22 protein-coding genes are annotated in these 26,074 nt (G+C 43.2%); 14 read left to right on the forward strand and 8 right to left on the reverse strand.

What is annotated here, in order from left to right:
* Nucleotides 1-6: 6 nt before the first annotated feature.
* Both AAGA18_00380 and AAGA18_00385 read left to right on the forward strand, forming a co-directional pair.
* The gene (locus AAGA18_00380; protein MEM9443781.1) at nucleotides 7-222 is read left to right on the forward strand and encodes a hypothetical protein; all 216 of its coding nucleotides are present in this window, start codon (nucleotides 7-9) and stop codon (nucleotides 220-222) included.
* A 318-nt stretch (nucleotides 223-540) separates the two neighbouring features.
* Entirely contained in the window at nucleotides 541-882 is a 342-nt protein-coding gene (locus AAGA18_00385) for a hypothetical protein (GenBank protein MEM9443782.1), read from the forward strand.
* A 664-nt stretch (nucleotides 883-1,546) separates the two neighbouring features.
* Here AAGA18_00385 and AAGA18_00390 read toward each other — a convergent pair.
* The 3 genes from AAGA18_00390 to AAGA18_00400 are packed head-to-tail and all read right to left on the reverse strand — an operon-like array spanning nucleotide 1,547 to nucleotide 4,330.
* Nucleotides 1,547-2,080 carry a gamma carbonic anhydrase family protein gene (locus tag AAGA18_00390; protein ID MEM9443783.1) on the reverse strand — a complete coding sequence of 178 codons (534 nt, stop codon included), beginning with the start codon at nucleotides 2,078-2,080 and terminating at the stop codon, nucleotides 1,547-1,549.
* Complete coding sequence (locus tag AAGA18_00395; GenBank protein ID MEM9443784.1) at nucleotides 2,070-4,088, reverse strand: alginate lyase family protein; 2,019 nt, start codon at nucleotides 4,086-4,088, stop codon at nucleotides 2,070-2,072. Before AAGA18_00395 ends, AAGA18_00390 begins: the two co-directional genes overlap by 11 nt.
* A complete protein-coding gene (locus AAGA18_00400) occupies nucleotides 4,088-4,330 on the reverse strand; it encodes a hypothetical protein (protein ID MEM9443785.1) in 243 nt (80 codons plus the stop codon). Before AAGA18_00400 ends, AAGA18_00395 begins: the two co-directional genes overlap by 1 nt.
* Before the next feature lie 84 nt (nucleotides 4,331-4,414).
* On the opposite strand from AAGA18_00400, the gene elbB reads away from it, so the two are divergent.
* The 4 genes from elbB to AAGA18_00420 all read left to right on the forward strand — a co-directional run bounded on the left by elbB (nucleotide 4,415) and on the right by AAGA18_00420 (nucleotide 8,495).
* Entirely contained in the window at nucleotides 4,415-5,074 is a 660-nt protein-coding gene (gene elbB, locus AAGA18_00405) for an isoprenoid biosynthesis glyoxalase ElbB (GenBank protein ID MEM9443786.1), read from the forward strand.
* Nucleotides 5,075-5,301: 227 nt separating this feature from the next.
* Nucleotides 5,302-6,177, forward strand: a complete 876-nt coding sequence (locus tag AAGA18_00410; protein ID MEM9443787.1) for a ThuA domain-containing protein — start codon at nucleotides 5,302-5,304, stop codon at nucleotides 6,175-6,177.
* 334 nt (nucleotides 6,178-6,511) lie between these two features.
* Complete coding sequence (locus AAGA18_00415) at nucleotides 6,512-7,516, forward strand: DUF3500 domain-containing protein (protein ID MEM9443788.1); 1,005 nt, start codon at nucleotides 6,512-6,514, stop codon at nucleotides 7,514-7,516.
* A 376-nt stretch (nucleotides 7,517-7,892) separates the two neighbouring features.
* Nucleotides 7,893-8,495: a DUF1080 domain-containing protein gene (locus AAGA18_00420; protein ID MEM9443789.1), complete on the forward strand. Its 603-nt coding sequence runs from the start codon at nucleotides 7,893-7,895 to the stop codon at nucleotides 8,493-8,495.
* A gap of 21 nt (nucleotides 8,496-8,516) precedes the next feature.
* Here the strand turns inward: AAGA18_00420 and AAGA18_00425 are convergent, their stop codons facing one another.
* Nucleotides 8,517-9,887 (reverse strand): MFS transporter, encoded by a 1,371-nt coding sequence (locus tag AAGA18_00425; GenBank protein ID MEM9443790.1) that lies wholly within the window; start codon nucleotides 9,885-9,887, stop codon nucleotides 8,517-8,519.
* Between the two features lie 165 nt (nucleotides 9,888-10,052).
* On the opposite strand from AAGA18_00425, the gene AAGA18_00430 reads away from it, so the two are divergent.
* The 4 genes from AAGA18_00430 (at nucleotide 10,053) to dnaN (ending at nucleotide 14,725) form a co-directional block, all read left to right on the forward strand.
* The gene (locus AAGA18_00430; GenBank protein MEM9443791.1) at nucleotides 10,053-10,661 is read left to right on the forward strand and encodes a mechanosensitive ion channel domain-containing protein; all 609 of its coding nucleotides are present in this window, start codon (nucleotides 10,053-10,055) and stop codon (nucleotides 10,659-10,661) included.
* Between the two features lie 108 nt (nucleotides 10,662-10,769).
* A complete protein-coding gene (locus AAGA18_00435) occupies nucleotides 10,770-11,399 on the forward strand; it encodes a hypothetical protein (GenBank protein MEM9443792.1) in 630 nt (209 codons plus the stop codon).
* 80 nt (nucleotides 11,400-11,479) lie between these two features.
* On the forward strand, nucleotides 11,480-13,351 hold the full coding sequence (mnmG, locus tag AAGA18_00440) for a tRNA uridine-5-carboxymethylaminomethyl(34) synthesis enzyme MnmG (protein ID MEM9443793.1): 1,872 nt from the start codon (nucleotides 11,480-11,482) through the stop codon (nucleotides 13,349-13,351).
* A 279-nt stretch (nucleotides 13,352-13,630) separates the two neighbouring features.
* Nucleotides 13,631-14,725, forward strand: coding sequence for a DNA polymerase III subunit beta (gene dnaN / locus AAGA18_00445; protein MEM9443794.1), 1,095 nt, complete (start codon nucleotides 13,631-13,633; stop codon nucleotides 14,723-14,725).
* A 154-nt stretch (nucleotides 14,726-14,879) separates the two neighbouring features.
* On the opposite strand, the gene AAGA18_00450 is transcribed toward dnaN, so the two are convergent.
* Together AAGA18_00450 and AAGA18_00455 are read right to left on the reverse strand one after the other, a co-directional pair.
* A complete protein-coding gene (locus AAGA18_00450) occupies nucleotides 14,880-16,853 on the reverse strand; it encodes a sulfatase (protein ID MEM9443795.1) in 1,974 nt (657 codons plus the stop codon).
* A 396-nt stretch (nucleotides 16,854-17,249) separates the two neighbouring features.
* Nucleotides 17,250-18,767: an HDOD domain-containing protein gene (locus AAGA18_00455; GenBank protein MEM9443796.1), complete on the reverse strand. Its 1,518-nt coding sequence runs from the start codon at nucleotides 18,765-18,767 to the stop codon at nucleotides 17,250-17,252.
* Nucleotides 18,768-18,934: 167 nt separating this feature from the next.
* Here AAGA18_00455 and recF point away from each other — a divergent pair, with 167 nt between their 5' ends.
* The 4 genes from recF to AAGA18_00475 all read left to right on the forward strand — a co-directional run bounded on the left by recF (nucleotide 18,935) and on the right by AAGA18_00475 (nucleotide 24,024).
* Nucleotides 18,935-20,020, forward strand: coding sequence for a DNA replication and repair protein RecF (gene recF / locus AAGA18_00460; protein ID MEM9443797.1), 1,086 nt, complete (start codon nucleotides 18,935-18,937; stop codon nucleotides 20,018-20,020).
* Nucleotides 20,021-20,188: 168 nt separating this feature from the next.
* Nucleotides 20,189-22,246: a transketolase C-terminal domain-containing protein gene (locus AAGA18_00465; protein MEM9443798.1), complete on the forward strand. Its 2,058-nt coding sequence runs from the start codon at nucleotides 20,189-20,191 to the stop codon at nucleotides 22,244-22,246.
* 87 nt (nucleotides 22,247-22,333) lie between these two features.
* The gene (locus AAGA18_00470; GenBank protein MEM9443799.1) at nucleotides 22,334-23,365 is read left to right on the forward strand and encodes a MoxR family ATPase; all 1,032 of its coding nucleotides are present in this window, start codon (nucleotides 22,334-22,336) and stop codon (nucleotides 23,363-23,365) included.
* A 245-nt stretch (nucleotides 23,366-23,610) separates the two neighbouring features.
* A complete protein-coding gene (locus AAGA18_00475) occupies nucleotides 23,611-24,024 on the forward strand; it encodes a hypothetical protein (protein MEM9443800.1) in 414 nt (137 codons plus the stop codon).
* Nucleotides 24,025-24,065: 41 nt separating this feature from the next.
* Here the strand turns inward: AAGA18_00475 and AAGA18_00480 are convergent, their stop codons facing one another.
* Entirely contained in the window at nucleotides 24,066-25,256 is a 1,191-nt protein-coding gene (locus tag AAGA18_00480) for an AI-2E family transporter (protein MEM9443801.1), read from the reverse strand.
* 74 nt (nucleotides 25,257-25,330) lie between these two features.
* Nucleotides 25,331-25,951, reverse strand: coding sequence for an HNH endonuclease (locus AAGA18_00485; GenBank protein ID MEM9443802.1), 621 nt, complete (start codon nucleotides 25,949-25,951; stop codon nucleotides 25,331-25,333).
* Between the last annotated feature and the right edge of the window lie 123 nt (nucleotides 25,952-26,074).

Below are 26,074 nucleotides of genomic sequence, written 5' to 3' on the forward strand. Positions count from 1 at the left end.
ACAGAAGTGGCCGTTAATTCTCATCAGAATGCGGGGATCGCTGTGGATCTTTATGACAGCCTTAGCGGCTCCTTCGCGGTTCAAGAAACGGATAAAAGCGGGCCTGATTTTCAAGGGAAAGGACGCCTTACCTATGCTAACAAGGATTTCTTACAGTTGTCAGGCAGCAGAAAATACTTCATCATATCCGGAGCCGATGCAGCGGAAAACCTTTTAGCCTAGGATGATTTTGAAGACCCTCTCAATGACCCCGAAGTTACCCCCATCTTGTGCAAGTCGTGGGCTTTCCATGCCAGAGACTACAATGCCACAGACGCATCAGCCTACACTTGGACAGATCCTAATAGAGATGAACTGCAAGCAACAGAGTTACTGCGAGTACTTCGCTAATTAAGTGAGATTCAAGGCCTTAATTCCTTTTCCTTTCTCACCTTTAATCTAAATGCTGAGGATGACCATGTATTTCCTCATTTATTAAAGAGTGACGTAGCTGGCTATGAGTCCCTCGAAGACGATCCTATAGAATATGCAGGGGGAGAGTTGATCGCCCGCTTTGGTCACCACTTGGGCCTGCAATGGAATCTGCGTGAGGAAAATGACACACACCGTAGAAACGAATTAAATCATAAAGCTCAAGTCCGTGTGAAAACCTATGCACAATACTTTAATGATCACGCCCCTTACAGCCACCTTTTCACTATACGCTCTTACGCGAGCAGGAGAGAGAGGAACACTGTCTATAAACCACTCCTAGGCGATAAATCGCTTTTGACTGGCACTTCTATTCAGACAAACATGGCGGACTTTTCCAACGTCTTTGAGGAAATCAGTCTGCTAAGTCCGGAAAACGTTGGGTCGTTTATTGCAACGAGCCAGGGATAAGCACTCGAGAGATTTCAGAGATACTAAAAGTATCCGCTAGCATGCTGGTGATGTTATTATTTGCGATAACCTCTCTAGTCATAAGTCCAAAGCAGCTAAAGAGTTTATCGAACACATGGCGGCCTCCATACGGTTTCTTCCAGCCTGTAGCCCAGATCTTAAGCTCATTCAAATGGTTTTCTCTAAACCTGAAGCTTACTTGAGAAAAATGACAGCCAGTAGTTTTGATCGCCTCACTCTAGCTACCAGAATAGCTATGGATTCTTTTACTCCAGATCAGTGCTCCAACTTTTTTACAAAGGCTTATTATATCGCATATTAAACAGACAATGCTCTAGACTCTAAAAACTTGATGCTCATATGGACATGGTGGATGTATCACAGCTTCTGGGATGGAGTTACCAGAGATGGCCCAAGGCTTCAAGACTGCTTAAGGTCTTGGTCAATAGAGTGGAAGTTATTCTTGGTCTAAACTTCCCTGCTACCGGTGGTAGGGGCAGCTTGGGACGAAACCGAAGCATTAACTCTCGACCTCTTATCTGGAGATAACTGCATCAGAATTAGGATATTGGCTTTGGCAGAGTGAATATCCTCAATTCGTAGTCATCAAAGAAACGGGAGACCCTCCTGTCGATTTGGCCGTAAACCTAGAAGATGATGCGGTTCAATAAGTAGATGGCTTCCTAGCATGGGCTTGTGCAACACTGATGTACTTAATAGCCCATTGACTTATACGGCTCTGCTCTGCTTCTGTTAGTTCGCGAATGATGGCCGCAGGACTGCCATAAACTAGGGAACCGGGAGGAATCTTCATTCCTTTAGTAACAAGAGTGTTAGCTCCTATGATAGATCGAGCGCCGATTTCAGCGCGATCCAAAATAGTGGAACCCATGCCAATTAAACATTCATTACCTATTGTGCAGGCATGTATAATAGCAGAATGCCCTACGGTGGTATAATCCCCTATTTCTACGCCTATATCATCCGCTAAATGAACTACTGTCCCATCTTGGACATTACTCCCCTCTCCAATGACAATGGATTGGATATCAGCACGCAGGACAGAATGATACCAAATACTCGAGTCCTTTTTGAGAGTGACGTCTCCCATAATCGAAGCATTTTGAGCAATAAATGCAGCATCTCTTAGCTTGGGTTCTTGTCCTAAAAATTTTTCGAGCCGTTCCTCAATAGTCATCTCCACCAATCTCTAGCGCACCCTTCTCGAGATCAATCATAAAGTGTTCTTTTTCTTTTCCTGCAACCGTCAAATAAAGTTCTGTCGCATTGGCTTTTACGTTTAATTCACGCGTCCCCACTCTCCCAACCTTGCTAATTTCTAGCAACCAAGCCATCCTTACTGGTCTACGAATCTTTGTTTGATAAACTGCAGTAGGACAGGGAACTCTCTTATTATAGCTATGGCTCCACCAACCTTGGATTTCCGGTTTCTCCTGTCCACTCACTATCTTCAGATCCCATACGAATGAGCTATTAGGGCTAATTCTCAGGTTAGATTTTTTTGGGTCACTTGTTGATACACTGTCATTATTGATTAATAATTTTGCTCCTGGCTCAAAATGCCAAAAGGCTTCTAACTCATGGCCTCCCCAAGCGATAACTTCGTCAACGACTATGAGATATTGGTCTGCGTAGCGAATGACAGCTCTTCTATGTTTAACATCCTCCAAGTGTTCAAACCCCACTTCGCCCAAGGCAAAGTCCACTTGGCCCTGATTCAAACCTACCTGAGCTGCGTCGTGCACTGGAGCTTCTCGAACTCTTAACCCCAACCGTTGTTTCTTACCGTTGATCCGTATGGTGTTATGGCTTTCCGTTCCGAGAAAATAATGCCTCCACTTATCCCACCTGTAGTAATAGCGCCCGGTATCCACTAAAAAATTCCTTCCATTTGCGGACAATGATAAATGCAGCTTGTCATAATGATTATGAGCCAGGCCACTTGGCCCAATATCAAAAAAAGCCCACAATTGCCCTTCGCTCCAATCACTGCGCATAACTACATGCCCGGCCCAAGGAAAATATCTTGATCCTATTTTTTCTGTATCGAGCAACTTGCCTTGCTTACCGTGTGTTAAGACATACAGCCAATCTTGGCGGTTGTAGTTCTTAGCTGCATGGAGACCAAATTTTACATTATATTCTGTATCCGCATCATTATTAAGCGGCCCATGGCCATCTGGCTTAGTGATCCAGACCAAATACTCCCACATCTTTTCCAAGGTCTTTTCATAATGCTCCGACAATTCCACTTCCCCCCAGCGAGCCATTTCTGAAAGCCTCTCAAAACTAAGTAGTGTGGTAACCTGGTAATGATTAGATAACTCCTTCTGTGCTCCATCTGGATATACCTGTGGCTCTAACTCATCTAGAACAGCAGCAAAGGCATATTCTATCCACAATCTACTTTCTTTAAACTCCGGCCAAAAAATACCGCATTTGGCCAATGCCAACATCTCTACCAAAACGTGATTACCCGTTTTGGCATGATGATTCTGACAGACGTAAGCATGCTCGGGTATGCTGCTTAGGACCAGTATCTTGGCCACATCCGAAACATCATTAGATTGCAGCATTCCATAAAATACCTTAGGCCAGTACTCGGTTATTCTTCTGCCTGCCTCCATGGCCCGCCACTGAGCCGAACCGGTTTTCTTGGCGGGTACTGGATTGTTCAATATCCAATCCGTTACGAGGTCGCTGTATTTATTAGCATACTTAGCATCTCCTGTTGCTTCGTAGGCTACATAAAGAGAGTCAAAGTAATAATGCCTGTTGAGAAAAACAGCCCATTCAATGTCATTCTTGGGCCCATAGCCCCACCAGTCCAAGCCACCGTGAGGCATACGTTCGACTTTTGCGCTCAGACCTTGGAGGGTGAAGTAATCCTCCAACACCTCATCAGCCTCGCGGATTTTTTTCTCCGGATGGTCCTTTTCAACGGAGAATCGCCCTACCCATTTTGACCCTTGATAATAGTTCAGAAGCGCCTGGCATGCTTGCTCATAGTCTTGTTCCTGCACCAACTTAGCCACCGCTTCAAAATGCTCTTTTTCTAAATCTAAGGCAGAGAAGAGTTTCTTAATTCGGGGTTTCTGCCGCTCAACCAGCTCCGTCAGATCTTGGTAGCTACACGCTGAGTCGAACGCATGACAGACCAGAAAGATAATGAACAGCCACTTCATCACCCGGCTAGTTTAGCAGCAAGTGATTTACTGAGCAAATAGGCGCATAGGCCTATAATCAAGGCCGCAATAGGATCGACCATCCTCAGCAGCATAAAATCAAAAAGATAAATAGGATCAAAATCAGCAGCATATTCAGCTCCCCGGGTAATCAATAACCACAGACCTACCATCAGAAACCCTAGTGCCAAGAGACGAACGCCTACCAGAGCAACAGCATAGGAAGTTTTACTATCATCCATATCACAGACAAACTAACAAAGGTATTTAACGAAACCAGCTCTTTTCACTTCCCAAAACTCTTAGTCTTTTTACAATTCTAAGCGATGAAAAAGGTTGCGGTTATTTTATCTGGATGTGGCGTCTACGATGGTGCTGAAATTAATGAATCTGTGCTTACTCTACTCGCATTGGATAAAGCAAATGCTGAGGTCACTTGCGCTGCACCTAATATAAAGCAACATCATGTCATGAATCACTTTAGTGGAGAGGAATGCCCAAACGAAAGCCGAAACGTCCTATTTGAATCCGCCCGCATTGCTCGAGGCAATATCAAAAACCTCGCAGAGATAAAGCCAGAAAGCTTTGATGCTGTTATTCTACCTGGCGGTTTCGGTGCAGCAAAAAACCTCTCTAGCTTTGCCACGCAAGGTGCTTCTATGACGGTCGATGAAACGGTTACAGAATTTCTCACTAAGGCTCAAACCCTTGGTAAACCTTTGGGCTTTGCCTGCATCGCCCCAGCTATTGCCGCTAAACTTTTTGGCGATAAAAAAATCGTCTTCACCATTGGCAATGACCCCGAGACTGCAGAGCCTTTGGGAAGCTTTGGTGGCTGCCACAAAGATACACCCGTAGAAGATGTGGTCATCGACAAGAACTTAAAAATCGTTACCACTCCTGCCTACATGCTGGCTGAGCGCATCAGCCAAGCTGAAAGGGGTATTTCAAAGTTAGTTGATGCAGTCTTAGCTCTAACGTATTAGTTGTTTACGTTCATTGTGCAGAAGCCCATTTCAAAAAAATTTAAGCTCAATGTTGCTCTCTGAACGTGTTTTGATTACCCTATCAGCTCGATACCATTGGTAGATCTAACTAATTTTAGGAATACGACCTCACGGACAACGCCGATAGGTAGAGAGAACCTAAGTGTAGTATAGCAACGGAGATCTTTTTTATTTAGAGTGATTAGTAACGAATAGAGATATCTGGTATGACTAAGAATTTTTTAACACTAACCGTGGTCTTCATCGCCTCACTGGGAACCAGTGACCTTAATGCTGCAGACAAAATTAAGGTTCTGATTGCCGACGGACCTCAAAAAGCCCACAAATATCAAGATACTACTCCTGTATTAAAAAAAGCACTTGAGAAAATCCCTCTCTTTGAAGTAGCTCATTCACGTTCCTCAAAGGAAAGTTGCGCCGATGGCAGTTACATGCCGGATTTCAGTAGGTATGACGTGGTAGTGATGAACGAAGGATTTGGTGCTGCTGATTGGCCCAAAGCCACTCAAAAGTCTTTCGAAGACTATATGGCCAATGGCGGAGGCATGGTTTCCTATCATGCCGCCAACAACTGCTGGCCGAGTTGGGAAGAATACAATAAGATGACGGGGGTTGGTGGATGGGACGGTCGCAATGAAAAGAGTGGGCCATATCTGTACATAGATTCCCAAGGCGAAGTCATTCGAGACAATTCAAAGGGTATAGCAGGAGCCCACGGACCGCAGCATAAATTCGAAATTGTTATTAGGGAAAAGGAACATCCTATCATGAAAGACCTTCCACCCACTTTTATGCACGGCCCGGATGAACTCTATGACAAGTTGCGAGGGCCTGCTGAGAATATTACCATTTTGGCTTCGGCGTTCTCTTCAAAAGAGAAAAAGGGGACGGGCCGCCATGAGCCAGTCTTCATGACTATTACATATGGCAAAGGAAGAGTATTTCATACTATCTTGGGTCATCATGTAAAACAGATCAAGAAAGGTAGCTTTGTGACCACCTTTCAGCGCGGCACGGAATGGGCAGCAACTGGTCAAGTAACTATTTCAGTTCCCAGCAACTTTCCCAATCAGAAGTTTTAGGAGCACCTATTTGGCCATACTGTATTTATTGGTGGATTAAGGTTGTTGGAAAAATAGGTTTGCTTCAGATTTAGTGTGTAAGGAAAATCCTGACCAGCGCTTGTTTTAGTTTAGCATGGAACTATGACCTAAACGAATTATATTAGTAGCATCGTTTTTATCCACTTATGACTGGATAGTATTTCACAAAAATATATTCTTTCGTGTCTATGACCGCATCGATGCCGCACCAAAGCAAATGAACACATTTTTAAGCAGGCAGTTTAAGACAGTCACCGCGGCGAAAGATAAACGATGCCAGATCATGATGCATAGAATTTTTAACGTTTTTTGCATGACTGGGTTTGTTTGCTCGCTACTCCTATTTTCATTCCCGCGTGGGGTTGCCCTGACTACGGATAAATTAAATGCTAGTATGGACCACTTTTTAGAGTCTTTACATGAAACTCAGCAGAAGCAAGCCGTCTTCGAATTCAAATCAAAAGAGCGTTTGAATTGGCATTATTTTCCAAGGGACAGAGCAGGAGTTCCGCTAAGTTCTCTAAGTGTTTCTCAAAAAGAGACATTTAGGGAACTTCTATCTCTGCTTCTTAGTGTCAAAGGTCAAAGGGTCGTAGATCAGGTTATCGCTATGGAAAACATCCTCTATCAAAAGGCTCTCCAAGATGGCGATGACGCAGAACGCCGAGACCCTGGAAAATATTACATCTCATTATTTCGAGAATCTAATAATAAAGACATTATCGGTGTGCGTTTTGAAGGTCATCATTTGTCTATCAATCTAAGTCTCGTCCAAGGCGGGATATCCACCACCCCTCTTTTCTTAGGAACAGATCCCGCGAAAGTGTCCGGCGGAGAATTAGATGGGTTAGAGGCATTACGTCCTATTGTTAATCGAGCACAAAATATCTTAGAAACTTTAACCGAAGACCAACTAAGGCAGACCATTGTTGGTAGAGCTCCTCGTGAAATTCTAACCCGTGCTCAACAGACTATCCAAAGACCTAAGCCGAGAGGTATCAACATCATGACATGCTCTAGTAAAACTCAATCTGCTTTCTGGGAACTCATTACTTGGTATGCAGAGGTCTACCACCCTACTATCTCGAATACGAAAATTACGGAGATGAAAGCATCTTCTGATGACACCTTATTTTTTAGTTGGTCTGGGGACCCGGACGCAAAGGCCCCCCACTATTTTAGCTGCCAAGGAGATGATTGGCTCATTGAATACGTTAATTCTCAAGCTAGTGCCAACCACGTCCACACCGTTTGGCGAGATACCAGTAATGACTTTGGACGTGATTTATTAAGCGAACAAATCAGCACCTCCCACTGATGAGATATTTTTTTCAAAGCCTTCATAACAAGTTACGCATCAAGATGACCGCAACTGTTCATGTGTAATCAAAGACAATGAAATATTCACAAACTCATCCCATTACACAAGGCGAGAATTCTAATGAAATTCTTGCCTATACCCCAGCATGGCTTTCTTTAGAAAAAGATAACCTACCTTTACGCGAGCCGTTCTAGTAAGTTTAGTTCTGATTATTGGATAGAAGTGCCTATTCCTCTACCAAGTATATTTCTTAATGACGATGCAGATGTCTCTTATAGTTTGCCAAAGTCCTTATATCATACAGAAAATAATAAGCTGGATGGTCTTAAGAGTTCATTTATTACTCCGGATATTTGGCATATGGTTCGCTTGCATGACCTATTCATGCGGTTATGCCAAGGATACATGGATCACATTATTCAATGGAGTTGATCTGGCTGGTTGGAAACCTAACGTACATCCAAAATCCTGGGCTGTGGAGGAGGGCGCCATCAAGGCCCAAGCAACTAATAAATACTCCCATCTATTTTATGTAGGCCATTCTAAAACGGATTCATACAGAACATTTGATGATTTCATCCTTGAATTAGAAGTGCGAACAGGCCCTTCTGCTAATGGCGGTATTTATTTCCATACAGATTTTGATGCCAGAGGACAACGTCATGCTCTGACCAAAGGCTACGAATTACAGATCAACTCAAGTGAGCTGGAAAAACGGAAAACTGGAAGTCTTTACAAAGTGGTAGACTTAGACCAATCACCAGTTGATGAAACTTCGTGGTTTAAAGTCCGCCTTACCGTAAAAGGTAAACGAATCACCATTGAAATTAATAATCAAGTGGTTGTTGACTATTTAGAGCCTGCTGAGATTCAAAGAGAACGAAAGCTTTTAGACAAGGGTGGCGCTATTGCGCTCCAAGCTCATGACCCAGACAGTGTGGTATATTACAGAAAAATTCGCATCAAAGAGTTATGATAGAATGGGTCACACATAACATTAATCACCGGTATGCCATTTTCTCTGAGGGTTGTCAGCCCATAAACTGCTAACCGCTAGTAGTAGCAAGATTAGTGTAGCGGTTATATAGACCCCCTGATAGGAACCTAGCCAACGCTCATATTCAGCAAAGAGGAGCGGCCCAAGAGCGCTGCCTATAACCGTTGTGAGCATGAACACGCCATTTATAGCCCCAAGATGTTTCCTGCCAAAAAATCTTGCCCAGACCACTCCTGCTACCACTCCAAAAAGGCCACCTGAAATACCAAGACCAAGAACTAGCACCACTTCACCTATTAGCTGATGATGAGGAATAGTTAATAAGCCTGCATTACCCAACATACAACTTAGTATCATGACTACTAGGATCCTTTTCATTCGCAACTTATCTGCCCATTGGCCGAAAGTGAGATTTGCCAGCACTGACACTATAGCTATGGGTATAAATAATTCCGCTATTCTTCCTTCTTCTAACCCTAGCTGATTACCTACAGAGATCATATGGAATGTGAAGCCGGTATGATACAATCCCCAAAAACCTAGCGACAGATTAAAGACCCAAAACGAATACGTTGCCATGGCTTCACTTCGAGTGAGATCACGCACCATTTTTAAATCATCATGATTAAGCTTGGCTCTAAGATGCACGGTCTCTTTTTCACTGAGGCCATCCATCCTCAGTCCGCAAGATTCGGGAGTTTCTCTAAAAAAGGCCCATGCTATAAGAACGGTTCCTAACAGGACGAAGCATGCTAAAGCAAAATAGGCCCCAAGCCATCCTTCTTTGCGAATCAATTGGGTCAAGAGCCAGGGCGCCATACCAAAGCCTAGGGTACTGATCGCCAAACCTAAGCCGTAAACAAGCCCTCTACGTAAGTCAAACCAACGACTAAGCATGGTTCGACAACAGATCGTTAGAACTCCTTGGCCTAAAAAACGAATGGCAAAAAAGCAAAGGGTTATTAGGGCCCATGAAATCCAGGTTCGGTAGTTGTAATTTAGAAAATAAGCTATCGTGCCTAGTATCAGCTCTAACTGGCTGCAAATAAGGAGAGTAAAAGCAAAAAGAATTCCTGCAGCTACCATACTTGGCCTTACACCATATTGGTCAATTTTAGTTCCTACCCAGGGCAACGTAAGTCCACTTGCACACGTGCCAAAAAAGTAGGCCCAACTTAGCTGTTGGCTATTCAAACTAAGATTAAACATCAACTCTTCTTTAAATGGACCAACTCCCATAGTCTGTCCAGGGATACTCAGAATCATACCCATCATGGCCGCCACCATGATTACCCATCCATAGAAACATGGACTCTTAGAAGGAGAAAACGGCACCTCTGCATTAAATAGCCATCGAAGAACTTTTATCATTATGTGGAAAAGACTAATCTTATGATTCTGTTAAAGCGACTCTGAAGCTTTTTCAGGTTTTAACCCGAATGCTGCCCTAGCGGCTTACAGATCTTACCCATCTCTCGTTCAACTCTTATAACATAATCGGGGTTAAATTGGCAAAAGATCTGCTTGAGTAAACTTATGATAACAAACCCACTACCGCTTATGACCGCCTTAGATTTTAAAGGACTTATTGAGCATCCTTACTTTATTCAACACCCAATCACTCAAAAGATAGTGATTATTTTGATTATTATACTTGCTGGTTTTTTGCTTAATCTGTTGGTACAGAACTGGTTAACATTTACATTGGATAAATTTAGGATCTCGACTTTGCCGCTCAAGCCTATTCAGACGATTATACGCTGGATAGTTATCTTCTTAGTGGCAGCTGTGATTGTAAATTCGATTACTAATGTAGACCTCATCACCCTAGTAACTGGCGCCTTAGCAATGGTAGCCATTGGGTTTGTAGCGTCTTGGAGTGTGATCAGCCACTTTTTCTGTGCCATATTGCTCATGATCCTCAAGCCGTTTGACATAGGAGATACCATCACCATAGTTGGAGAGGGGTTATCGGGACGAGTCGTTGACTTAACCTTACTATACACTTCTTTGAGGGTAGATGAACACACAATCCATCAAGTCCCTAATAGCCTATTTTTTCAAAGATGCATTACTAGAAAAAGGGAGGTTAAAGCTGACGTAACACTCGAGGAGCAGTTTATTAAAGACGAGCCACAAGAATAGCTCATAAACCCAGTGAAGTAATTATTACTAATTTCCCTAGTTTCTAGTTTTAAAATAAATCTTTTCTTGCTGTAGAAAAATGGCTATTAGACGATATATTATATTAATATGAGACAATCTCCAGTATGCCTGCTATTATTTCTCTTGAATATCCCTTTATGCGCACAAGATCATTTAGTATTACCACTTACACAAACGAATCCCGTCACTGCTAAGCATCTACCGGCTGAGATCCTAGTGACAGAGCAACTCATACGAGATGTAGCTCGTCAGACAGATGCACATCCAGATTTGGTTAAGGTAATACTCCATCAGCTATCAGGAGGAACCGATACACTAAATACGGCCAAGATGCAAAGTATGGCTAAAGAATTTCAAAGAAATGGTGTCCTCAGTAAGGATAGCCTAGCGGGAATGGACACAGCCTCTATTGTGAATTTGATGGGGTCTACTGGCTACAAAACACCTGCAGCCCCCTTAGGAAACCGCTCTATGGTGCCGGCTAACGGCCAACAGCCATTGGGAGCAGTGCTGAATCGATTACTTGGAACTCAAGGAAATCTTCCCCCCCCAAAGCTTGGATCTCTACTAAATACCAATCCAAAGGCGGCTACAGCTAAAACAAATAGTATGTCGGCTTCTCACACAAGTAAACACTCCGCTATCGCTCATCTGCTTAAAGAGCAAAAGGCTAAAGAGGGTGCATCGGCTAAAGATAATTCTATAGAAGACAACTAGGACTATCTGGTTTTACTTTTTTTGTAAGATCATAACAAAAGCTTTTTGCTCTGTTCTATTTTTCCGTATATTACACACTTATGTATACCTATCCTAAGGTTTACGATGTCATAGTCGTGGGCGCGGGACATGCAGGCTGTGAAGCAGCACTGGCATCTGCGCGCATGGGATGCTCCACGCTTATACTTACAATGAATCTCGACACGACGGCTCAGATGAGTTGCAACCCTGCTATCGGTGGATTAGCTAAAGGACATATAGTTAGAGAAATAGACGCTCTTGGAGGCGAGATGGGGTTGAACACAGATGCCACAGGAATCCAATTCCGGATGTTGAACACTAAGAAAGGCCCCAGTGTAAGAGCACCTAGAGCGCAATGCGACAAGAAGGCTTATCAATTTCGCATGAAGGATACGCTAGAAAAACAAGCGAACCTAGACATCCAGCAAGGGATGATAACTGACCTAGAAGTAACTCATGACATGGTGCGAGCTGTCATCACCAACATGGGTATTCGATACCAAGCCACCTGCGTTATCATTACTACTGGGACATTTCTTAAGGCTCTGATGCATGTAGGCTTGCAAAATGCCAGGGGGGGGCGAATGGGTGATGGATCTAGCAACTTTTCCGATTGTTTATCGCGTTTAGGATTTCAAGTGGAACGCCTCAAGACTGGAACCCCTCCACGTATCAATGCCAAGTCCATTGATTTCTCAAAGTGCCAGAAACAGGATGGAGATTCCCCCCCTCCTCGTTTTAGCTTCTTAAGACACAAACTTAAGAAACTATCGCACGAAATATTCACACTCAATCATTGGAAAGACGGTCTGTTCCACGTAGAACAAGTCCCATGTTGGGTTACATACACAACCCATAAGACTACTTCTGTCATTAACAAAAACTTGGATAAGTCCCCTTTATATTGTGGTATTATAGAGGGCATAGGCCCAAGATATTGTCCTTCCCTAGAAGATAAAATTGTTCGATTCGCCGAGAAAGAAAGGCATCAAGTATTTTTAGAACCAGAGGGTCTACACACTCAAGAGTACTATGTTAATGGTTGCTCTACTAGTCTGCCTGCGGAAGTCCAACTTGAATTTATCAGATCTATTCCGGGCTTAGAACATGCGGAGCTTCTTAGAATGGGTTATGCGGTAGAGTATGATTTCTGCCCGCCTACTCAGCTTCATTCTACCCTTGAAACGAAAAATGTGAGAGGTCTCTATTTTGCTGGACAATTAAATGGCACCTCGGGCTATGAAGAAGCTGCGGCTCAGGGTCTGATGGCAGGCATCAATGCGAGTCTTTCTCTAACTGGGAAAAAGCCTTTTGTCTTGCAGCGCCATGAAGCCTATATAGGAGTGCTCATTGATGACCTGGTAACCAAGGGAACCAAAGAACCCTATCGAATGTTTACTTCTCGCGCGGAATACAGGATACTGCTTAGGCAAGATAATGCTGATCAACGACTCACTCCATTAGGACACGAGGTTGGGCTTGCCAGCTCTGATAGGCTCAAGGATGTGCAGGATAAAATTGCGCAAGTAGACGCCCTGAGAAATAGACTCCAGAATGAGCGAGTGAATGGTAAAAGTCTGGAGCAATGGCTGAAAGCTCCTGATTTTAGTTGGAACGATCTGCCTGAGCTTTTTTTATCTGAGTCCGATGAAATTGCAAATCTCGTCCAGACAAATATCAAATATGAAGGTTACTTGGACAGAGAAATCAATCTTATTCATCGAACAAAGCATCTGGAAAACTCTGAGATTCCTGGTTGGCTTGATTATGATAAAATAGAAGGGCTAAAAAGTGAAGCGCGCCATAAGCTGAAAGAAATAAGGCCCCGGACCTTTGGTCAGGCCTCACGTATCTCAGGGATCAATCCCCCTGATCTATCGCTCATTGCCATTTGGGTAAAAAGAGGAAAAGCAGCGCTATACAAACAATAAGCCTAGTGCTATATCTTATAAGAAATAAGTTCCGTATAAGGTATAGTTAGAGCCTTTTATTTATTGTCTTGTGAGAATATGTCTGTTTCTGGAAGTTGTTCGCTATTACCGGATGTTCTTCATTCTAACTAATCATTATTGGATGCTCTATCCACAGGTTATTTTCTAGATAAATAGCTGATATGAATTGACTTACTTCATTTAGCCTGGCTTATTAACACTCTTATTAAGAAGACATTCTTTACTTAGTTAATTATATATAAGTATCAAAGATAAAAGATGAAAGTAGTCGTTCAGAGAGATTTATTATTAGCAGCCTTGCAGACTGTTCAAAATATTGTTAGCACTAGAACCTCCCTTCCAGTTTTAGCTAATGTTCTTATAAAAGCGGAAGACGGATTAATTAACCTGTCTACCACGGACTTAGATACAGGCATAAGGACACAGGTTGAAGCAAACATAAGCAAGGCAGGATCCATTACATTGCCCGCCAGGAGGCTCTTTAGCATCATCAGGGAATTATCCTCTCCTGATGTAACAATAGATGTAGATAGCAAGCTGAGTGCTTCTATTGAAGCGGGTAATACATTCTTTAAAATCATGGGACTGCCCGAGGAGGATTTTCCACCATTTCCCAAGACAGAGGGAGCTCAGGCATTTCTTATAGAACAACGATTATTCCGGGAGATGCTTAGGAAAACCTCCTATGCTATGTCTACAGATGAAAGCCGCTACGTGCTCAATGGGGCTCTCTTGAGCTTTAAAGGAAATAAATTAACTGTGGTATCCACAGACGGCCGCCGCTTAGCGCTAGTCGATCACGAGATGGAAATTCCCAATGGAAGCGAAATAGATGTCATCTTACCGACAAAAGCAGTAAATGAGCTCATGCGCATTTTGAGTGAAGAAGGAGATTTAGATATTGCTCTTTCGGAGAATCAAGTAGCATTTACGGTAGGGGATACGTTTTTAGTTTCCAAACTTATTGAGGGCAATTATCCCAACTACAAACAAGTCATTCCTTCAGATACCAAGGAAAGAATCACATTAGAACGAGAATTATTACTTGGTTGTGTGAAAAGAGTCGCATTGCTTTCATCGGACAAATCTAACTCAGTAAAGCTTACATTTGGAGACAACAGCTTGGAGATTTCAGCCAATACTCCGGATGTTGGTGAGGCCCGTGAAACACTCTCTATTAAATATTCAGGCAAGCAATTTTCCATTGCCTTTAACCCAAATTATCTAACAGACCCGCTACGTGTTCTTCATGCTGAAGAAATCTTTTTCGACTTCACGGACGAGTTAAGTCCTGGGGTGATTAGATATACAAGCCCATTCCTGTATGTTCTCATGCCTATGAGATCAGCCTGAGCATAAACAAGAATCAGAATACCATATAAGGGGATAGGAAAATAGGCCGTAAATACAGCTTACCTACCATATTAGTGTTTCTGTTTATTGTCTATTCCGGATAGGGATTCAAGATCCTGCCCAGATCTTTGAGTCTTACGGGTATAAAGCTGGTCTAAAAACGCTTTATGTTGAGTTTGTCCCGCATCATTTTAACCTGATGGCTAAATTCAGGATTCTTGGCTAGATTCTCATGCATATGCGGGTCGCTGTCTAGATTATATAGCTCATTAACTTCAGGACTGTCCCACTCGGAATAGCGCCACCTTTGATATTTTACAGAACGGGCGATGATGTCCTTTTTGTTGGCTCTTCTCCTCACTACTGTGAGAGCAGTATCATCCGTTTCTAAGGCAGGATTTTGAATGATGGGCATAAGACTCTGTCCTTGTAAATGGGTGGGAATAGGTAAACCGGCTAAGTCACACAAAGTAGGAAATATATCGACCAGCTCAACATTCGAGAAGTTCTGACTACCAGCTTGTGTCAACCCGGGAGCAAAGATGGATAATGGGACACGTGTGCATTCCTCCCAAAGCGTTACCTTTCCGTACTGAAAATGTTCTCCCATGTGAAATCCGTGATCACTATGAAAGACAACTATGGTATTCTTATCCAAGCTATTTCGTTTAAGAGCATTTAATACTAAGCCTACCTGTGCGTCGGCAAAGGAAACACATGCATGGTAAGCCTGTATCCATTTTGCGCGTTTCTCTCGATCATCAACGCCTTTCTTCATCTGAAATGCCTTGTGTCGCCCTGTGTCGGCTATGGCAGGAATATCATTCCAGTCATTTTCTGGGACATCCTCAAATTTCAAAGTATCAGTAGGATACATCTCGAAATATTTCTTTGGAGTGTAGAATGGTACGTGGGGTCTAGTGATACCTACCGCGAGCATAAATGGGCTGCCTCCCCAAGCCTTATCGTCGATCCATTTCACGGCCCGTCGAGCATTTCGTCCATCCTTATGATATTCTGCTCCTAGTTCTGAGCCAGCGACTTGAACTACAACTTTATTAGATATCATGTTCTTCTTGATATAGTTGTTGAGTGCCTTATTTTCTTTTGGGCCATCTGGTTGGCCATGTTCCGCGATATATGCGCGCGTAAGTTTTGTCCTTTGGAAGTCTACAGCGTCTTCGTGCTTGATATGCTTATAAGTGGAACGACCTATGTCTATTAAATGATCTTCTGCATGAAATATCTTACCAACTCCTCCTGTCCAGTAACCATTATTTTTGAAATACTCGAGGTAGGTTACTGAATGGGGAAGTGCTTGTCTAAAGTGGATATTGTTACTTAATGCACCACTACTTTCTGGGTAAAGCCCAGAGAGAAAAGAGGCACGGGATGGACCACAAACCGGGTACTGACAGTAGGCTTGTTGGAATCTTATACCACTCTTAGACACACTATCAATATGGGGTGTCTGGATGTGATCAAAGCCAAAGCTTCTTACACGAGCACATAAATCATCAATAACTAAAATAAGAAAATTTTTAGGATTTTGAAGCGCTGGCTTGGCGGCAGCCAAAGGATATTTTAGCAGATGAGGCGCTGCTTCCACGGAGCATTCTCCAATGATTAATTCATCGCTCCCCTTATAACGTAGGCGAAAATCCCCACCGTTACAACGATTGCTAAATAAGGCATCTGTTATTTCAACTTGGAATGTTTTCCATGTCTGGCTTCCTTCAATTAGGACCCCTCCAGCATACTTCCCTGCGCCTAATTGATTGATTTTTCCCATATTTTGATCCGATGAATCATATTCAATATTGAGGACACCGCGCCCTTGATCAAAGTATGAGAAAGAAATCAACACTTTTGGAGTATTGCCATCGGCGAAGGCAGAATCCAGGACGTCATAGCTGAGAGAAATTTGGGGTCTTTCTGGCTTAGCTGGATCGACAACAAAAGCTTTTCTCCCTGCGTGTTCCCGAATTTGATGTTTGGCTTTACCACCCTGATGAATGGACATGCCCGCACTTTGCTCTGGGCTAACGTGTATTTTACCTTTTGCGAGCAAGCCTATGGGGATGAAAAGCAGTGAAAGGAATATGGTGGTCTTGTAGTAAATTTTCATGACTAAAAAATTATAATGACCATCTCTGACCGTAAATTGAAAAAGAATACAAGATGTATTCTTTTAATGCAGATGCCCTTATGGAGGCAAAATGAGACATATAAAAGCTAGAGTCATAAGGAGAAGTGAGTGGATGAGGTTAAATCCAAGGTGCAGCCCTTGGAGAGACGCCATGATTCTTGTGGCCAAGATTTTGAGTAGATCTTTAGGTCTTTACTGCACCATTCGGTTCCCAATTTCTTCCTCGGAGGACTAAATAGATGTCTACGGATAAATTAAATGGGCGATGCGATAAACACCTGGTCTAGAAGCGGCTGAAGAAGTGTACAAAAGCCTCAAGTAGGCGAAGTTGGGATAAAATTTAGGTTTTTAGTTCTTCTATCGCATCAATCAAACCTATCTACTATCACCTATACCTTCTAGTCTCATGGCAAGAATGGCTTGATTCTTTAGTAACCGCATTTCTCTTTGCATCTCATCTGTTTTTTGTTTTTCAAGAGGCACTTGGGGACTATCTACGTAAATGAGGCCAAAGGGCAATTCTTTGGCCATTATAGGAAGTAGCATAAAAGATTTGGGCTTATTGGATTTTATCCATGAGGGTATGTGGTGAGCCAACTTGGGGTCCTCCGGATTGTCTATTATAAGATCTTTACCATTCTGTAATGTAAGTTTAGCCAAGGTCAATGGGCCTGATGCCAAAGGAAAGTTAAAACTCTCCTGCAGTGCATTGGCGTCGGGCCCGAAAGAAGCATAACCAATTAAGCGGCTTCTATCTTTGCTTATAGAACCAATGACTACATTCCTGGCCTGCATGCCCAAGAAAAGAGCCTCAGCTATGGCACCAAGTACGTCCTGTATATCTGTGTTAGGGTTGGCTAGCATTTCTGTAGAGGTCATGACACCATCTTTCAAAACACATAATTCTTCATTGATCGGATCTTTAGCCTCCTCCAACACCGGTTCCTCTGATGCAGGGCGAAGCTCAGATTTTGCGACCGCCTGGATTTTATCCCAGATGGCAACACCCATACCAGGAGAGTAAAACTTTTCCATTTTACTAACGGCTTCTTTCAGAGACTTGAAGAAATCGATATCTCCAAGTCCTTCATCCTTAGGATTAATGGCTTTGATGGCTCTCTCCATCACACTGACATCAGAGTTATTTACGATAGCTCTAGAAATTTTATGTGAGACTCGTGTGACACTTAAAAGTTTGTCGTCAAGGCCTTCCTTGTCACGTTCACTGATATGAACTGGGTCCATGTAACTGGTAATTTCAGAAGGGAGACCTAGAAATTCACCAATTTCTTTACCTAGCTGTTCTACTCTCATGCCGATCACTTGTCTGCTAGCATCATCCTCGGATATGTTATCATCATGAATTAAGCGTTGAATTTCCTCGGCTTCAAGAGGCATAAAAGTGGCCAGCAAGAGGCTTCCGAAATTAGAAAATGCTCCGGATATAAAACCAGACTCAGGCTCATCGAGCTGACTCTTTTCTGCTATTACCCGACCGAGACTGCCTGCGGTGACTGAAAGCATACCTGCATTTCTAACTATATTAGCCTGTTTACTGTTTGAAATGTCCTCCATTAGTAATACGGAATAAGCAATCGAACGAATAGGCTTCATACCTAGTATTAATATAGCTTGAGACACAGTAGAAATCCGTTTACCAGAGCGGTTATACTCGATGCTGTTCGCTATGCGTAGAGTGCGTGTTGTGAGAGCAGGGTCTTGTAAAATGACCTTCGCGAAATCGTGTATTTTAGCCTTCTCACTTTGTTGGCTTAACGTTCGTATGATTTGAACACACTGTCCAAAACTAGGGAGGGCCTCAGGACGTACCGCTTCATTCTTAATCTTCTCTATAGTAAAAAAGGCCTTCTCTTTTTCGTCAGAAGCTAGCACCCTTAAAATTTTCGGCACCGGCAAGTTATTAATGAGCTAAATTCAATGAGGTAGCAGGATCATGGAAGGGGTAAGCGTAGTTAAAAATATATTTAATGGCATCCTTCTAAATGCAATAAAAAGGAAAAGTTCTACTTTAGCTGCTCGACATACCTGGACTAGTTAGCATGATGAATGACCTACAAGTGCTAAAAGACATATATTTAGAGAACTTTAGGTGTCATCAAGAGCTTCTTGTGGAGGGATTTTCCGCAACAAACCTAATTACAGGACCAAACGGCAGTGGTAAAACGACTTTGCTAGAGGCTATCTATTTTCTTGCTCGCTGCAAGTCATTCCGCACTGGCGTAAATAAGGATTTGATTGCGAAGGGACAGCAGTATTTTGCCATAAGAGGCGATTTCGACAGCAAGTCGACCCATAGGCAAAAAGTAGTGTGGTCTTCTTCAGGAAGAGAGCTGAGCATAGATAAGGATGAGAACGTTCGTTTTAACAGGTATTGGGGGGCTAGCTTAGTCGTTGTTATCGCTAATCAAGATAAAAGGCTGGTAGATGGTCCTGCGCAAAAGCGGAGAAGTTGGGCAGATAGTCTCATGGCAACTTTAGACCAAGATTACTTGCATATACTGCAGGATGCCAGGGCGCTTCTGAAACAAAAAAGCGCGCTGCTGAAGCATAACAAGATGGATAGGTCTCTCTGGGAAATCTATACAGATAAGTTAACCGAGATCACCACAAAAATAGCTACGGGGCGGGAGCAGCTTACGCAGAGAATGTCGCCTGTTATGGAGGGGTTCTACTCGGAGTTAACTAATGGTAAAGAGAAATTGGAGATAAGTTATGAGTCAAGAGCAGAAAGCGTCTTAAACTATCCTAAAGAAAAGTTATTGCATAAAGAGATGCAAATGGCGCAACCCATTTTAGGACCGCATCGAGATGATTGGACATTTAAATTAGAGGGTGGCGATATTAGAGTCTTTGGTTCTGAAGGGCAGCAAAAGTCTACCGCCTTGGCATTAAAGTTAGCTGAGCAAAAACTGATAGAAGTTTGCACCCAAAAGAAGCCTATCGTATTGGTAGACGATGCGTTGAATGAATTAGATGACGCAAGAAAAAAAAGGTTTTGGGAGTACTTACCGAAGGAGACGCAATTATTTTATGCGACCCCAGAGATAAATCAAAGCAGTATAAGGCCTTTAAATGAAGCAAAGATATGGAGGACTTCACATTCAGAAATAATCCAAGAACCTTGATTTTGGATTATTGTTCTCTTGCCACGGACCCTCTATATGGCTAAATCATTTTTAAGTATATATGGCACAGTCACGATACTATAAGACTGGATTATCCAATCATAGGCCCTGATTGATGAAAATTTATCCATTATATGTTGCAAGAAGAAATCGAAAGGAAAGACCGACATGGCAGTAGATACAAGCCCAGCTAAGGCGATAGATGCGCCCCCACTAAAAGCTTTAGAAATTAAATCCAAGCTAGCTATAACACCGAGAGAAGATCCCAAGTATAGCGTCACTGTAAAAAACGCGAAGGGTGAAGAGGTTATTCTAGGGGATCCGGTAGTGACACGTGCCTTGGTCGCACTAATGGATGTCCATGCTGTTCATGGGGGAGCCGCCTGCCACTGGGGAGGCCCTGCTGCTTTAGCGGAAATTATGTCAGCAATACATGGTATCATGTTTTCGACTCAAGGTGCGGAGTGGTTCGAAAAATATAATTTTAGCAATGATGCAGGGCATACGGAAAATGGCGTTTATGCTTTGAGAGCAAACTATGGTTTCGATGGCATGACCTTTGATAGTCTGAAAGGGTTTCGCAGTGTAACAAGTAAACTAACGGGTCACGGAGAATCCCATCTTAACCCTGAGGGCGTCTTACTCAGCAATGGCCCACTAGGATCAAGTCTGCCGCAAGCTCAGGGCCTAGCTATGGCAGATAAAGCAATCGGCAATGATCGTGTTACGATATGTGTGGTCTCTGATGGCGCAGCCATGGAGGGCGAAGCTAAGGAAAGCTTTGCAGCTATTCCTGGTTTGGCGTCAACCGAGCGCCTCAATCCTTTTATCATGGTGATATCGGATAACGATACAAAGCTCTCAGGCCGGATTACTAAAGATTCATATAGCATGCAGCCCACATTAGAGTCTATGGAAACCTTAGGCTGGAAAGTGATTAAACTGGATCAAGGGAATGATTTGCAAGAAGCCTATGCTGCTATGGAAGAAGCCATAGAACTTGCGAAGAGCAATCCGGAAAAACCAGTGTTTGTCTGGGCGAAGACCGTGAAAGGCTTTGGGGTAAAATCAACAGAAGAGCACTCAGCAGGAGGCCATGGTTTCCCTCTCAAAGGAGGAAATGAAATTGAGCCCTTTGTAGACGAAATATTTAGCGGTAATACACCAGAAGAGTTTAAAGCATGGTGCAATGAGTTAAAGGCTGAGTATGATAAGATGCAGGAAGCTAAATCAGCCAAAGCCACTGCGGATTCTGGTGCACCTTCCGTCAAAAAAGAAAAGGTGCAAGCTGGACTAGCGCGCGGAGCGATAAAAGCAGCACAAGAGGGATACCCAGTCTTTTCGCTCTCGTCTGATCTAGCAGGTTCTACGGGAATCAGCGCATTTCAAAAAGGTTTTGCGGATAGATTTATAGATCTAGGTATAGCAGAGTCCAATATGGTTAGTGCAGGAGCGGGCATGTCGAAATTAGGTTTTATTCCCATCGTAGATACCTTTGCACAATTCGGGGTAACCAAGGGTAATTTGCCGCTGACTATGTCCGCACTTTCACAGTCACCAGTCATAGCTATGTTTTCGCACTGTGGTTTCCAAGATGCTGCGGATGGCGCGTCTCACCAGGCATCTACTTACCTGGCAGCTGTTAGCGCTATTCCCTATACCATCGTAATAGCATGTTCTTGCTCTAACGAGGCAGAAGCGTTAATGCACCAAGCCGTGAAGCAAATCGGCGATAATCGCAAGGCGGGCAAAGAAGCAGAATCAGTCATCTTTTTTGTAGGACGTGAAAATTATCCTCAGGACTTTGTTCCAGGAACCCAGTATGAGTGGGGTAAGGCACAGGTTATTCAAGAAGGCCAGGATGTTACTTTTGTAGCAAGTGGTGTGCTACTCGCGAAAGCTCTGCAGGCTGCTAAGAAATTAGAAGCTGAGGGCAAAAGCGCTACTGTAATAAGTAATCCATTTATTAATAGGCCTGATGTAGATACTATCGGTGCTGCAGTAAATAAAACGAATGGGAAACTGATAACCATTGAAGATCACCAAACTAAATGCGGCATGGGAGCACAACTAATACACGCACTCGTGCAATCAGGAGTGACATTGAAAGCCAGGAGCTTGGGAATTCCTGGGGAGTTTGGTCAATCGGCCTACTTAGCCGACGAACTCTATGATAAGCATGGACTGAATGCAGATGGTCTCATCAAAGCAGCTAATTCCCTTTGAGCGTAAATGGGATCTCAAGGGTTAGTTTGTCATGTTAGGTATGGCTTTTAGAATACATTAAAACTCGAAGTCTAGATTATGTCAGGAATGGAGGAAATTTGGGGCCAGTCGGCAACGCGAAAGCAATCGGAAGGTCCAGTCTCAAACTGGGCTCAAAAGGTCAGAGCGGAAGTGCAGAAAGCAATCATTGGCCAAAGAGATGTTATAGATAGTCTCTTGATAGCTTTGTTATCTGATGGACATGTTTTATTGGAAGGCATGCCAGGGCTTGCTAAAACTTTGCTTGTTAATAGTTTGGCGAAAGCGGTAGGTGTGAATTTTGAACGCATACAATTCACCCCGGATCTTCTGCCCTCAGATGTAGTAGGGACTATGGTTTTTCAGCCCACAGAGGGCAATTTTAAGGTCCATCTTGGGCCGGTCTTTGCAAACATAGTTCTAGCGGATGAGATCAACCGCGCTCCTGCTAAAGTTCAGAGCGCTTTGCTAGAAGCTATGCAGGAAAAACAGGTTACCATAGGTGGAGAGACTCATCAGCTACCAAAGCCCTTTCTAGTCATGGCTACTCAAAATCCAGTTGAACAAGAAGGAACTTACCCTTTGCCAGAAGCTCAGGCCGACCGATTTCTTTTCAAGATTGTTGTCGATTATCCTACGGAAGAAGAGGAGCTTGAAATGTTACAACGATGGGGTCAGATTACACAGACCCCGGCTGTGGCTGCCGTGTCAAATGGTGCAGAAATAATGGATTTGAGAAAACACGTCGACGCCATACACGTTGCACCCGAGATAGAGCGTTATGTTTTGGCGTTAGTGAGAGAAACCAGAAATACCACTAACTCGCAAGATGGAAGAAGACCGCTACTCGCATTTGGTGCTTCTCCTAGAGCCACGCTGGCCTTGTTTCAGGCAGGCAAAGCTATGGCTGCCATGCGGGGCCAAAATTATGTTGGCCCGGAAATTATACAGAGGGTCTTCTATAATGTGCTAAGGCATCGAGTGGGTCTTACCTATGAGGCTGAGGCGGAAGATCTTACTCCTGAGCATATACTTTCGGAAATACTCAGCAAGACGGCTGTGCCTCGAGCGTTGGAACAGGGTATCGTTCATTCCAAATAGCGGAAAAAAATTCCCTATCATGCAAGAAAGAGGGATAAATTGTCCATCATGGGAATGCTGGGCCAGCGAATGCTAAAAGGTAGGGAAATAAATTTGGCCTTTTTTCCCTTATGGTTATCGATTGCGTGGATATTGCCTAATGGAAGGCACTAACCTGGCATATGGTATGCTCCTAATAGCTTGTGAGATATAATCATGAGCTGACTGAACAGAAGCTACTCTCACCCTGCCCAGGGTATGAATCAATGACGTTACTTCATTTCCTCGCAAAAATGGGAGAATTGGAGCATATTTCGCCCGAGTATCTTACCGAAGAATTATTACGTTTGGGTGATAAAGACGGTAACACAACTATGCATTATGCAGCTTCTGAAGGTTGCCTTTGTGACTTACCTCAAGATGCGTTGTGCGATGGTTTACTCTTTATTAATAATAATCTAGGAGTGACACCTATGCATTTGGCCATGCAGAATGGCATTCCGGAGCAAATACCCATCAAATTCTTTACGTTAGATAATCTTTCTCGGGTAGATAACTATGGCAGAACTATTGCGAGTATGAATAGTTCGTTTTGCCTAAGTTTTTTACCAGACCACTTAGTAGCTGAGCTAAGCGAGCGGAAAATCGTGTCCGTGGAGCTTACCTGTCCAGAGCCGTAAGACGGTTGGTGTCTTATTATGGGGTGGGGCTAACTCTAGGATTATCTGCTGGTATTAGGTTTTCTCAAGACGCGTTGTATGGTCTGGGCATCCAAGGGTGAGTGACGGACTTTTGCTTCGATATGCTCTTTCTCTACTGGCCAGCGAGAGATTAAAGTGGCTATCCAGCGGAAGTCGGGAGTATTTAGCATAGCGATCTTGAGGATCATAGTTAGCGGTATTGATAACAACATTCCCATCGGGCCCCATATCCATCCCCATATGACCAATGACAAAACGACAACTAAGGTCGAAAGACCTAGCCTTTTGCCTAAAAACATGGGCTCGATAAAGTTGCCTATAAAAATATTAATGCATATATACAGTGCTAAAGTGGCAAGTGCATGCCCGGGTCCCAGCTGTATAATAGCCAGTAAGATTGCTGGTATAGACGCCACTATGGAACCAATGGTTGGTATGTAATTTAATCCAAATGCTATAAGCCCCCAAAGTATGGCAAAGTCTAAGCCAATTATCCAGCACCCCAAACCAACCAAGATACCCGTTGTGGCACTGGCAAGAGTTTTAATCAATAGGTATTGAAATATCTCTTGCGTGATAGTTCTAAATCTGGGAAGAACCTTGGAATCCTTACCAAAAATGAAGGTTAATTTATCTGGAAAAGTAATGGCTTCAGCTAATAGAAAAATCACGATGAGCGAGACAAAAAAAGTCTTTGACAGTAGAGCAATGACTTGAGCAAATGCGCCATGAGCTACTCCAAATATGGCGCTCGGATCAATGGCTTGAACGATACCCTGGGCAGAAATAGCGTCTTTAAATGTGATAGACTCTAGTATTTCTTCGGACAAGTAATTGGTGACAGGAAATCCGGTATCTTGCAGCCATTCAATAGAAGACTTGGTTAACTCATCGAGAGGTTGCTCGTAGTCCCCTATTCTAGACTGAAAGTTGTAGATAGCTGTGGTAATCAACAGCAGTAAGACTACGACGACTGCAGCATCTACTAAGACTGCGACAAGGATGGCTAATGGTGATGGAACGCTTTTCTTTTTTAACCAAAAAACTAAAGGTAAACTTAGGATTGAAAGAAAACAACCAAGCGCGATAGGTATAAGAATGGGTGCTGCTAGCTTAATGCCTGCGACAACGATTACAAGACATGCAACCGTTAGCAAGAAGCGAGCTCCTGGTGTAGCGTCTTGATTTAGGGTAAAGTTTTTAGATACCATGATTATGGGAACCTAATGCTAGGAATAGCATATTCCAGGGCATTGTAAATGTTAGGTGAAAAGTAACTGCTTAGCTAATCGCTCATATCCACTTTCCAAGCCGAGAGATCTAGAAAATGCTTCCATGATTCATGATGATGATGGGAAAAAGTAATATGTACGAAGGGCCTAAGTTTAGGCCGTTTGGGCTTTCTAAGGAGCGGCATGTTCACCTCATGAGGGAGTTTGTTACCTTTACGGGTGTTGCATGGTATACAGGAGCTCACTACATTTTCCCATGTCGTTTTTCCTCCTTTGTCTCTTGGTACAACGTGGTCTATATTCAAATGTTTTCGGTCGAATTGCTTGCCACAATACTGGCACGTATAATCATCTCGCTCAAAGACATTGCTACGTGTGAGTTTTACCTCCTTTTTGGGAAGCCGATCAAATACCATCAACACAATGATTCGAGGAACTTTAATGCTAAAATTAACGGTGCGAGCCACGTGCTCGTTAGCAGACTCATCTTCTGAGGCTAGCATCCACTCCTCAAAATTAAATGTCTGGTATGTACCCTGAGAGGAGTCAACTACTTGAGCGTGGCCTGAATACAAGAGGCAAAATGCCCTTTTAGCTGAGCAAATATTCACGGCCTGCCATAGGCGGTTGAGTACTAAGACGTTCTGGCTTAAGAACTCGTCTACAATTCCCATGGCTTTGTATATTACAAAACTTAGTCTGACCGTCAACTGATGAGCTAAACTGTTAAGGAAATGTCACAAAACCGTACTAATGCAGTTTTGTGTTACGGCGTCACTTTAAGGGTTGCGTTTTTA

The sequence above is a fragment of the Verrucomicrobiota bacterium genome, from assembly GCA_039192515.1.
GTDB lineage: Bacteria > Verrucomicrobiota > Verrucomicrobiia > Methylacidiphilales > JBCCWR01 > JBCCWR01.

What these genes read in the sequence shown, in the direction of transcription:
- AAGA18_00390 (MEM9443783.1), bottom strand. Translation starts at nt 2,080, where the DNA reads ATGACTATTGAGGAACGGCTCGAAAAATTTTTAGGACAAGAACCCAAG.
- AAGA18_00395 (MEM9443784.1), bottom strand. Translation starts at nt 4,088, where the DNA reads ATGAAGTGGCTGTTCATTATCTTTCTGGTCTGTCATGCGTTCGACTCA.
- AAGA18_00400 (MEM9443785.1), bottom strand. Translation starts at nt 4,330, where the DNA reads ATGGATGATAGTAAAACTTCCTATGCTGTTGCTCTGGTAGGCGTTCGT.
- elbB (MEM9443786.1), top strand. Translation starts at nt 4,415, where the DNA reads ATGAAAAAGGTTGCGGTTATTTTATCTGGATGTGGCGTCTACGATGGT.
- AAGA18_00410 (MEM9443787.1), top strand. Translation starts at nt 5,302, where the DNA reads ATGACTAAGAATTTTTTAACACTAACCGTGGTCTTCATCGCCTCACTG.
- AAGA18_00415 (MEM9443788.1), top strand. Translation starts at nt 6,512, where the DNA reads ATGACTGGGTTTGTTTGCTCGCTACTCCTATTTTCATTCCCGCGTGGG.
- AAGA18_00420 (MEM9443789.1), top strand. Translation starts at nt 7,893, where the DNA reads ATGACCTATTCATGCGGTTATGCCAAGGATACATGGATCACATTATTC.
- AAGA18_00425 (MEM9443790.1), bottom strand. Translation starts at nt 9,887, where the DNA reads ATGATAAAAGTTCTTCGATGGCTATTTAATGCAGAGGTGCCGTTTTCT.
- AAGA18_00430 (MEM9443791.1), top strand. Translation starts at nt 10,053, where the DNA reads ATGATAACAAACCCACTACCGCTTATGACCGCCTTAGATTTTAAAGGA.
- AAGA18_00435 (MEM9443792.1), top strand. Translation starts at nt 10,770, where the DNA reads ATGAGACAATCTCCAGTATGCCTGCTATTATTTCTCTTGAATATCCCT.
- mnmG (MEM9443793.1), top strand. Translation starts at nt 11,480, where the DNA reads ATGTATACCTATCCTAAGGTTTACGATGTCATAGTCGTGGGCGCGGGA.
- dnaN (MEM9443794.1), top strand. Translation starts at nt 13,631, where the DNA reads ATGAAAGTAGTCGTTCAGAGAGATTTATTATTAGCAGCCTTGCAGACT.
- AAGA18_00450 (MEM9443795.1), bottom strand. Translation starts at nt 16,853, where the DNA reads ATGAAAATTTACTACAAGACCACCATATTCCTTTCACTGCTTTTCATC.
- recF (MEM9443797.1), top strand. Translation starts at nt 18,935, where the DNA reads ATGATGAATGACCTACAAGTGCTAAAAGACATATATTTAGAGAACTTT.
- AAGA18_00465 (MEM9443798.1), top strand. Translation starts at nt 20,189, where the DNA reads ATGGCAGTAGATACAAGCCCAGCTAAGGCGATAGATGCGCCCCCACTA.
- AAGA18_00470 (MEM9443799.1), top strand. Translation starts at nt 22,334, where the DNA reads ATGGAGGAAATTTGGGGCCAGTCGGCAACGCGAAAGCAATCGGAAGGT.
- AAGA18_00475 (MEM9443800.1), top strand. Translation starts at nt 23,611, where the DNA reads ATGACGTTACTTCATTTCCTCGCAAAAATGGGAGAATTGGAGCATATT.
- AAGA18_00480 (MEM9443801.1), bottom strand. Translation starts at nt 25,256, where the DNA reads ATGGTATCTAAAAACTTTACCCTAAATCAAGACGCTACACCAGGAGCT.
- AAGA18_00485 (MEM9443802.1), bottom strand. Translation starts at nt 25,951, where the DNA reads ATGGGAATTGTAGACGAGTTCTTAAGCCAGAACGTCTTAGTACTCAAC.